The following is an 8,174-nucleotide window of genomic DNA, read 5'->3' on the forward strand; positions in this document are numbered from 1 at the left end:
CACCATTTCAAACGATAGTAGTGAAACCCGCTCCTACATAATCTACCCCATCTCCTCCATCTCCCCCATCTTCCCCATCTTCCCCATCTCCCTCATGCACGAGATTTTTCCGCTAACCGTCCAAACCGCTCCAGGACGCGGTATGCTGAAAAACTGATAGTGTCATGCTTGCCTTATGCCTGTGCTGAACTCTGCCCCAGCAACCAATTTTCCCCTAACGGCTGTTGTTGGGCAAGAAGCGATTAAATTAGCGCTGCTATTGGCGGCGGTTGACCCCGGATTAGGAGGAGTCGCGATCGCGGGACGACGGGGAACGGCGAAATCCGTGATGGCACGCGCCCTTCACGCCCTACTCCCGCCGATTGAAGTGGTCAAGGGTTCCCTCTCCAATTGTCATCCCCGTTATCCGCAAGAATGGGATGATCAGCTTTTAGCCCAAGGCGTTACACCAGAAACCGTGGAGACGGAAATTATCCCCGCCCCGTTTGTACAAATCCCCCTGGGGACAACTGAAGATCGCCTCTTGGGTTCCGTGGATGTGGAGAAATCAGTCCAACAGGGGGAACCTGTGTTTCAACCTGGACTCTTGGCACAGGCACATCGGGGGGTGTTATATATTGATGAAATCAACCTCCTGGATGACCAAATCGCCAACCAACTGTTAAGCGTTCTCACCGACGGGCGCAACCAAATCGAACGGGAAGGGATTAGTTTTCAGCATCCCTGCAAGCCTTTATTAATCGCCACCTATAACCCCGATGAAGGACCCCTACGAGAGCATTTACTGGATAGAATTGCCATAACCCTCTCGGCTGATGGGGTATTGGCTTTGGATCAGCGAGTGCAAGCCGTCGAACAAGCGATCGCGTACACGAGTTCACCCCAAGCCTTTCTCGGTCAATATAACGAAGACATCGATAACCTGAAAACTGATATTATCCTGGCACGGGAATGGCTCAAAGACGTCCAAATTACATCTGACCAAATTGCTTATCTCGTGGAAGAAGCCCTGCGGGGTGGCGTGCAAGGGCATCGGGCGGAACTCTTTGCCGTGCGCGTCGCCAAAGCCTCAGCCGCCCTAGATGGGCGTCAGACGGTCAGTGCTGACGATTTGAAACGCGCCGTGGAATTGGTGATTGTCCCCCGTTCTACCATCGTCCAGACCCCACCAGAGGAACCGCCACCACCCCCTCCACCCCCACCGCCCCAGGATGAGTCGTCTCAAGATCAAGATGAACCGGAGGATCAGCAGGAGGAAGAAGAGGATCAAGAGGAACCAGAACAAGAACAAGAACCCCCCAGCATCCCGGAAGAATTCGTCTTTGATACCGAGGGTGTGGTTCTCGATCCCAGTGTTCTCTACTTCGCTCAAATGGCGCAACGGCAAGGAAAATCAGGAACGCGCAGCATTATCTTCTCCGAGGATCGGGGGCGCTATGTCAAACCCATACTTCCCAAAGGTGCCGTCAAACGCATCGCCGTGGATGCCACATTACGGGCGGCTGCACCCTATCAGAAAGCCCGCCGGGAACGCCAGCCGAACCGCAAAGTTATCGTCGAATCGGGGGATATGCGTTCCAAACGCCTCGCCCGCAAAGCTGGGGCGTTGGTGGTATTTGTGGTGGATGCGTCGGGTTCCATGGCACTCAACCGGATGCAATCGGCGAAGGGTGCGGTAATGCAACTGTTGACCGAAGCCTATCAAAATCGTGACCAAGTATCCCTGATTCCCTTTCGCGGTGAACAGGCTGAGGTGTTATTACCGCCTACCCGTTCCATTGCCTTGGCACGAGGACGGTTAGATCGCTTACCCTGTGGGGGAGGTTCTCCCTTGGCACATGGATTAACCCAGGCGGTGCGCGTCGGTACGAATGCCAAAATGTCGGGAGATATCGGTCAAATCGTGATTGTGGCGATTACCGATGGACGCGGGAATATTCCCTTAGCCCGTTCTCTGGGTGAACCGCTACCTGAAGGCGAAAAGCCGGATATTAAAGGGGAATTATTGGAGATAGCGGCAAGAATTCGGGCAATGGGGATTCAGTTATTGGTGATTGATACCGAGAACAAGTTTGTCTCCACAGGGTTTGCCAAGGAATTAGCCAAGCAAGCCGGGGGGAAATACTATCATTTACCCAAAGCCACGGATAAAGCCATTGCGTCAATGACGAAGAATGCGATCGCGGATATGAAATCCGGGTGATTGTGCAATGTAGGGTGGGCATTGCCCACCTTAAGTGCGATCGCGCTAACCCCACACCCGACACAAATTCAACACAAAACCCGGTAAGACTTCCTCACCGGATAACTCAGCCGGATTTGACAATCTTTTCCCTTGGAGCCTTCTGCCCTCTGCCTTTTGCTATATGTTAGCCGATCGCACTTTCCGAGATTATCAACGTTTAAAACGCGATTATTTATATTATCCATTTGTGTTGGTGCGTTACGCGGGGAACACAATTCATTAAAGTTTCCCCTAAATTATTGCCCCGCTAACGCACCCTACTGGCGTGGCACAGCTAAAATGGTGGAATAGATTTTATCATTGAATCGGGCGCAAGTCTTTGCGCCCCTACAGTTTCCGGGCGTAATTCTAATTCATCAAATAAGGTGTGCCATGCCACTACTTGCTACTTGGGCGACTCTTTCCGCATCACCGGAACCAAGACATTCAGCAATCCCGCGATCGCACCCATTAATACAGCGATTGCCAGAATGATTTCGGCGGGACTATTTCCCTCTCGCATCCCGGTAGAAGGAATTGCTAGAATTTGCCTTGGCGATGGCACTATCTGTGAAACTGAAATTCATTGGTATGAAGCGCATGGGATTGATAGAAAAGAATTCAATCGGACTTGATCTGAGTTGTCTTTAACCAGGGGTACTTTTTCCTTCTACCACTTCTGCAATCTACCTTATAGCATCTGCCTTGTCTGCGTCAAAGTGTAAGGATGTAACTAGGATATGATGTGAGGAGAACTTGAAAAATGGAACAACTTTTGCTGCTGCGGATGAGTCCAGCGATCGCGGTTTGGCTGCTGTGGGCTGGAACGGTTACGGCACAAGAGATTCAGGTGCAAGAGTGTGATGGTGTAGGGGAATTTTGTTTCTTAGGAGAAACTCTAGAGAATGAGTTGAGTGGTTTTACCGAAAATCCTTTAGACCCCATTAATCAGTACGGGGATAATAATAATAGCTTAGAGCAAGTGACGAATGTTTCCCAGTTGCGGGATGTCCAACCGACTGACTGGGCATATACTGCCTTGCGATCGCTCATCGAACGATATGGCATACTGACAGGGTATGCTGATCACACCTTCCGGGGCAATCGGTCAATGACTCGCTACGAATTTGCCGCCGGATTACGTCAAGCTTTGGATCAAATTCAAGCATTAATTGCCAGAGGACGCAATGTTCCGCCCGCAGACTTAGCCACCCTGGAACAGTTAACCAATGAATTTGTCTTAGAACTCTCTCTGTTACGGGGAGATGTAGACGCCCTCACCGCCCGGACTCGGGAACTGGAACTGACGCAGTTTTCGACAACCACCAAACTAGATGGGGAAGTGATTGTTGGCGCGGCGGGGATTATTACTGAGGATGATACGGTTACCACATTGGGACATCGTACCCGCTTAAATTTAGACACCAGTTTCACGGGTCGAGATTTACTGCGAACCCGACTGCAAGCGGAAGGGTTAGGGCGTCTGGAACGTCGCACAGGTACACCGGAAGGGGAACTATCTTTTACTGGGGCTAGGGATAGTGACTTAGAGATTGATGCTTTATTGTACCGTTTTCCCATCGGCAGTCAGACACAAGTCGTCATCGCGGCGAATGGGGGAGATGCAGATGACTTTACCGATACGATTAACCCTTATCTAGATGGGGATGGTGCAAGTGGGGCGGTGTCTCGTTTTGCTACTCGTCCTCCGATTTATTATCTCGTCAATGGGGCGGGTTTGGGGGTAAGACATCGGGTAAATGATGACTTAGACATCAGCTTGGGTTATTTAGCCGGAAATAGCGGAAATCCGGAACCCGGTAACGGCTTATTTGATGGGGCTTATGGCGCATTAGCCCAAGTCACCTACAAGCCGAGCGATCGCGCTACAATTGGCTTGACTTATGTTAATGCCTATAACCAAGACTGGCAAGTTGGCAGTCAGGATACTAATTTAGTCAATCAATTAGACTTACCCGTCGTCACCAATTCCTTTAACCTCGCCGCTTCGGTACAACTTAATCCCCGATTTGTGGTGGGAGGATGGGCGGGGTATACCACCGCCAAGGTTATTGATGAAGGGGATGCTAATTTGTGGTATTGGGCGCTAACATTAGCCTTACCAGATTTGGGCAAAACAGGCAATCTCGGCGGATTTATCGTCGGGATGGAACCCAAAGTCACCGGAAGCGATCGCCTGAAGGATTTAGGCATTGATGATCCGAGTACCTCCCTCCATCTAGAAGCATTCTACCAATATAAATTAACCGATACTATTACCATTACACCAGGGATAATTTGGCTAACTGCACCGGATCATAATAGCGATAACGATGATGCATTCATTGGCACAATACGAACCACATTGCGATTTTAATTAACCTGTCGGGATGGTAGGGGCGCACTGACGTGCGCCCTAATTACCGACGTGCGCCCTGACCAAGATATGTTGAAAATTGTATAATTCGTAGGGTGGGTTAGGCGGAATTTAATTCAGGCGGTAATTATTTAATGAACTATCCGCTGTAACCCACCGATGTTAGTAGTAAGGGATGCGAGCCTATCTTTGCTAAAATGACAGAACCCTTGAGCAAATTGAGTTCAAAAGCGCCATTAAATAAAGGGCGGGTTTTGTTGTTGAGTTATCGGTAACCCGCCCAATTGAGTCCCTAAACCCGCCCCTACACATTAATCGTTGCCAATATTAGGGGGAAAGGATGTAATTACGCCGCCAGATAATCCATTGGTGATTTACGCGATCGCACTTGATTCAACTATTGGACAGATATTGGAATCAAAAGCGCCATTAAATAAAGGGCGGGTTTTGTTGTTCAGTTATCGGTAACCCGCCCAATTGAGTCCCTAAACCCGCCCCTACACATTAATCGTTGCCAATATTAGGGGGAAAAGATGTAATTACGCCGCCAGATAATCCATTGGTGATTTACGCGATCGCACTTGATTCAACTATTGGATAGATATTGGAATCAAAAGCATCCTTAAATAAAGGGCGGGTTTTGTGGTTCCGTTATCGGTAACCCGCCCAATTGAGTCCCTAAACCCGCCCCTACACATTAATCGTTGCCAATATTAGGGGGAAAAGATGTAATTACGCCGCCAGATAATCCATTGGTGATTTACGCGATCGCACTCTCTCTTTCTATCCCAATTCACCCGTAGCCAAAGGGGTTTACAGGCTAAGGTATATTTATCCTGGAAAAACTGCTCAACCCCGTAGTGGGCTGACCCACCTAAAATGGTGAATTAGAATTGTAGGGGCGCACGGCGTGCGCCCATTCTAACAGTAAAATCTATTGCACAATTTTAGCTGGGTCATGGCAGTAGGGTGGGTTAGGCGGAATTTAATAGAAGCGAATAACCATTCAATGAGGTATCCGCCGTAACCCACCGATGTTCGTAGTTTGCAGTAAGAAAACCTTAGCCTGTGTTTGCTTAAATTACAGAACCCTGGGACAGATTGAGTTCAAAAGCGCCATTAAATAAAGGGCGGGTTTTGTTGTTGAGTTATCGGTAACCCGCCCAATTGAGTCCCTAAACCCGCCCCTACACATTAATCGTTGCCAATATTAGGGGGAAAGGTGTAATCTCGCCGCCAGATCATCTATTGGTGATTTACGCGATCGCACCCTCTCTTTCTATCCCGCTTCACCCTCGCAAACAAGGGTTCACAGGCTTTTGATTCAAGGCGCGATCGCTAAGTATAAAATTAAGTAGAGGAGTGCAATCAAACTAACCGAAGTGACAGACGAAACCCGACAGGAAATAGCTAAACAACTTGCTAGACAACTAGCATCAAGAACAGTAATTCCCCCCAGGAGGTCTGGTCAAGGCTTTAAAACATTTGGTGAATTCAAAAGAACAATGGGCGCTGCTGGTACAGGAAAAGCTTGGCATCATATCGTCGGACAAACCACTTCAAATTTACAACAATTTGGTGTCGAAGCTATTCATAATACAGGTAATCTTGTCCGACTCCCCCATGGGAAAGGTTCAATTCACCAGGAAATCAGCAATTTCTACAATTCTTTACAACCCGATCTAACTGGCTTATCGAATATCACCGTTAGAGAGTGGATCAACAGTAAGTCTTTTGAAGAACAACAAGACTTTGGCATTCGAGTTATTCGAGCTTTTGGAGGAACAGTTTAATGCTTACCCTAGATATACAAGCCATTTTAGATTCAATTCCAACGGAAGTCCGTTGGCAAGATGTTGTGGAATTCAACAAACTCGACCAGCGTGTCACCCTAGCCAATGACCTTTGTGCCAATATAATTGGTGTGAATGAAGGCTACATTGAATGGTGTCCTAATGATGAACCCCCAAGCCGTTTGGAAACTCTAATATGGTGGTGGGTTGTCCGTCCTGATTTGGGAGCAGCAATAGCAATTGAAGCGCCTCAATACCTCAAGGAAATTATTGGTCAGTACATCCTACAAAACTAGATTAATTTAGCAGCAGATTGGGAAATAAATGTAATGCCTGATTGGACAGATATTGGAATCAAAAGCACCATTAAATAAAGGGCGGGTTTTGTGGTTCCGTTATCGGTAACCCGCCCAATTGAGTCCCTAAACCCGCCCCTACACATTAATCGTTGCCAATATTAGGGGGAAAGGGTATAATTACGCCACCAGATAATCCATTGGTGATTTACGCGATCGCACCCTCTCTTTCTATCCCGTTTCACCCTAGCCAACAGGGGTTCCCAGGCTTTTTGCTACAAGCGCTAATTAAATCAAGGGTACACATCATTAAATCAAGGGCGCGTGTCGGTGCGCCCCTACGTATAATACCAAATCATGGTTAGCCACCCCCTTTATAACGTAGTCCGCGCAGGCGGACTTTGTTTGTGTAGCTGCGACTTCTAGTCGCCAGGGCAAAAAAGAGGTTCCCAAGGCGGATTTGGTATAGTACATAATTAACTCACCGCTCCATCGGTGTCCAGTCCCCCGATGGAGCGATGATTTTAATTGGGGATTTTAACGTAGGGACGCATGGCGTGCGCCCTTTATTTAATGGCTTTAAAAAATTCCCCACTTGCACATCGGTGGGTTAGGTTGGACAGATCATTAAATGGTTTCTGTCTCAGTTGAAGTCCCGCCTAACCCACCCTACGCGGTTGATAATTGTTTCCAGGATAAACATCAGGGCGCACATTAGCAATTAGGGCGCAAGCCTTGCGCCCCTACAGTGGATTGTGTTTCATCAAAACGTGATTATTTCCTTTGAAATAGTAAAACCCCCCCTACACATTTAGATGCAATACCTGACGCTTCAGGGCGTTATACTAATTTCCAGTCTAAGGTAGAATTTGACATGGTTCCGGGAGTCCGGAGCGAAGCGGAGGAACGAAACGAAGCATCTCTCCAGATTCTGCGCTTCGCTCGTCCTAGACATGATAGAACGCAACTCGGTATTAGATCAAAATTATTATTGCCTTGAACAGTTAGATCGCTCCACTAGATTAGTTGATACAATTACGAATTTATTGTAGGGGCGGGTTTAGGAACTCACTTGGGTGGCTTAACAATAACTGAACAACAAAACCCGCCCTTTATTCAATGGCGCTTTTTAACTCAATTTGTTCAAGAGCTCTGTAATTTAAGCAAAGATAGGCTCGCATCCCTTACGACAAACTACAAACTTTAAAAAAATTCCCACCTGAACATCGGTGGGCTAGGTTGGATAGCTCATTGAATGGTTATTCGCTCTATTAAATGCCGCCTAACCCACCCTACGGCACTAATGTAAAAAATATCAATCTATTGTAGGGGCGGGTTTAGGAACTCACTTGGGTGGCTTAACAATAACTGAACAACAAAACCCGCCCTTTATTCAATGGCGCTTTTGAACTCAATTTGTTCAAGGGGTCTGTAATTTAAGCAAAGTCGGCTCGCATCCCTTACGACAAACTACAAACTTTAAA

The 8,174-nt window shown here is 47.7% G+C and carries 5 protein-coding genes and 1 pseudogene; 5 read left to right on the plus strand and 1 reads right to left on the minus strand.

Annotation, left to right across the window (positions count from 1 at the left end):
• Nucleotides 1-175: 175 nt before the first annotated feature.
• Nucleotides 176-2,203, plus strand: a complete 2,028-nt coding sequence (gene bchD, locus RIE73_RS29915; protein ID WP_446404635.1) for a magnesium chelatase ATPase subunit D — start codon at nt 176-178, stop codon at nt 2,201-2,203.
• A 45-nt stretch (nt 2,204-2,248) separates the two neighbouring features.
• Here the strand turns inward: bchD and RIE73_RS29920 are convergent.
• Nucleotides 2,249-2,326, minus strand: a pseudogene (locus RIE73_RS29920) (Uma2 family endonuclease); the annotation flags it as partial.
• 284 nt (nt 2,327-2,610) lie between these two features.
• Here RIE73_RS29920 and RIE73_RS29925 point away from each other — a divergent pair.
• From RIE73_RS29925 to RIE73_RS29940, 4 genes are all read left to right on the plus strand, one after another.
• A complete protein-coding gene (locus RIE73_RS29925) occupies nt 2,611-2,859 on the plus strand; it encodes a hypothetical protein (RefSeq protein ID WP_446404636.1) in 249 nt (82 codons plus the stop codon).
• A 128-nt stretch (nt 2,860-2,987) separates the two neighbouring features.
• Nucleotides 2,988-4,601, plus strand: coding sequence for an iron uptake porin (locus RIE73_RS29930; protein ID WP_446404637.1), 1,614 nt, complete (start codon nt 2,988-2,990; stop codon nt 4,599-4,601).
• A 1,382-nt stretch (nt 4,602-5,983) separates the two neighbouring features.
• On the plus strand, nt 5,984-6,394 hold the full coding sequence (locus RIE73_RS29935) for a hypothetical protein (RefSeq protein ID WP_446404638.1): 411 nt from the start codon (nt 5,984-5,986) through the stop codon (nt 6,392-6,394).
• The gene (locus tag RIE73_RS29940; RefSeq protein WP_446404639.1) at nt 6,394-6,690 is read left to right on the plus strand and encodes a hypothetical protein; all 297 of its coding nucleotides are present in this window, start codon (nt 6,394-6,396) and stop codon (nt 6,688-6,690) included. The genes RIE73_RS29935 and RIE73_RS29940 overlap by 1 nt, the downstream gene beginning before the upstream one ends.
• Nucleotides 6,691-8,174: the final 1,484 nt, after the last annotated feature.

It is taken from the genome of Coleofasciculus sp. C1-SOL-03 (genome assembly GCF_040220555.1).
Classification (GTDB): Bacteria; Cyanobacteriota; Cyanobacteriia; order Cyanobacteriales; family Coleofasciculaceae; genus Coleofasciculus.

Bases quoted from the DNA above. Each gene is read 5' to 3' on its own strand.
- bchD (WP_446404635.1), top strand. From the start codon at position 176: ATGCCTGTGCTGAACTCTGCCCCAGCAACCAATTTTCCCCTAACGGCT.
- RIE73_RS29930 (WP_446404637.1), top strand. From the start codon at position 2,988: ATGGAACAACTTTTGCTGCTGCGGATGAGTCCAGCGATCGCGGTTTGG.
- RIE73_RS29940 (WP_446404639.1), top strand. From the start codon at position 6,394: ATGCTTACCCTAGATATACAAGCCATTTTAGATTCAATTCCAACGGAA.